2 protein-coding genes are annotated in these 1660 nt (G+C 42.8%); both read right to left on the bottom strand.

All coding sequences use genetic code 11. From position 1 onward, the window contains the following. Positions 1 to 4: 4 nt before the first annotated feature. Positions 5 to 619 (bottom strand): dephospho-CoA kinase, encoded by a 615-nt coding sequence (coaE, locus tag R7Q38_RS23060; protein WP_318114417.1) that lies wholly within the window; start codon positions 617 to 619, stop codon positions 5 to 7. Continuing rightward, a complete protein-coding gene (locus R7Q38_RS23055) occupies positions 620 to 1489 on the bottom strand; it encodes a prepilin peptidase (RefSeq protein WP_015297252.1) in 870 nt (289 codons plus the stop codon). Positions 1490 to 1660 lie beyond the last annotated feature (171 nt).

Genomic DNA, 1660 nt, shown 5'->3' with positions numbered 1-1660 from the left:
ATTCCTATTTTCGCAGATTTTTCTTACACATGGCTAGGTACTTTTCGTGCAAATCTGTGATTTGAAGCAAAAGATCTGGGTCATTTGGATTGTTTTTAACCACATCGTCAGCGATATCGAGTCTCTGCTGTCTCGAAGCTTGAGAGGCGAGAATCGCATGTGCTTGCTCTTCACTTACGTTGTCGCGTTTAACGGTGCGAGAAATTTGAGTTTCAGGTTCTACATCTACAACGAGGACACGATCGCACAAACTATCGAGGTTGTTTTCAACGAGCAATGGCACGACCAATAACGCATAATCCGACGTGACCTGTTGAAGGTCTTCTACCATTTTTTCTCGAATGATCGGATGTAACAATGCATTGAGCCAAGCTTTTTCTTCTGGATTAGAAAAGATTTTTTCGCGTAACTTGGCACGATCTACGGTGTTGTCGTCATGCGTAATGTCTTGACCAAAATGTTGAATGATTGCATTTAACCCGGGAGTTCCAGGTTCGACGACTTCTCGTGCGACAATATCTGCATCGACAATATCAATTTTAAACTGCTGCTTGAACAGATTCGCTACGGTAGTTTTACCGCTGGCGATACCACCCGTTAAGCCTATTACCAAAGCCATTTACACCCCTAAAATTGACGTGAAGTACCAACTTAGAATTTGATCGCCCCAGATTAAGCTTACCCATCCTGCAATCGCTAAATATGGGCCGAAAGGGAAAGCTCTCTCTATACCTTGTTTTTGTAGTCGTAACTGAACGAGCCCGAATATCACACCGACGACGGAAGAAAGTAGGATGATCATTGGTAATGATTGCCATCCTAGCCAAGCGCCAAGGGCAGCCAGCAATTTAAAATCACCGTAACCCATGCCTTCTTTACCAGTAAGCAGTTTGAAACCCCAATATACTGACCAAAGACACAAATAACCGGCAATCGCACCAATTACGGCGTCTTGTAGACTAACAGGGCTTATTTCTGTTAATGCTAACGCAATGCCAGCCCAAGTTAATGGTAATGTTAATTGGTCCGGTAGCAGCATAGTATCGAGATCGATAAAAGTCGCGGCTATTAAGACAAATGTGAAAAAGATTAACGCAACCGTAAAGTAGCTAAAGCCGAAATGATAAGCCACAAAACCAGCGCACGCAGCAGTGAGTAATTCTATCAGCGGATAGCGAGGACTAATTGCGGTATGACAATGATGGCATTTTCCTTTTAACAATAGCCAGCTGATTACTGGAATATTGTCTCGAATACGAATTGGCGTCGCGCAGTTTTGGCACGAAGAGCGAGGCACGCTCAATGTCAAAACTTCTTGAGGTGGCTTAATCTTATATTCAGGGAATGATTCGGCGCATTCACGGCGCCATTCTAATTCCATGATTTTAGGTAGCCGATAAATGACCACATTAAGAAAACTACCCACAATTAAACCGAAGATACTGGCAAACACAACGAATAGCCAAGGGTAGTACTGCAACACTTCCATATTTGTCTCTTGAGCGATAAGTCAAATCAGCAACATGCTGTTTTGAAGGGATTAACGGCTCATTCTAGCCCAATACACTCATTAAGTTAAAGATTGGCAAGTACATTGCTGTGACCAAGCCACCGACAACGATACCTAAAAAAACGATAATCAATGGCTCTAAGATTTTAC

It is taken from the genome of Vibrio sp. Vb0598 (genome assembly GCF_033338935.1).
Lineage (GTDB): Bacteria > Pseudomonadota > Gammaproteobacteria > Enterobacterales > Vibrionaceae > Vibrio > Vibrio alginolyticus.
This window is presented reverse-complemented; position numbering and strand designations above follow the sequence as displayed.

Excerpts from the sequence above, each read along its gene's own strand:
- coaE (WP_318114417.1), bottom strand. The coding sequence starts at position 619 with ATGGCTTTGGTAATAGGCTTAACGGGTGGTATCGCCAGCGGTAAAACT.
- R7Q38_RS23055 (WP_015297252.1), bottom strand. The coding sequence starts at position 1,489 with ATGGAAGTGTTGCAGTACTACCCTTGGCTATTCGTTGTGTTTGCCAGT.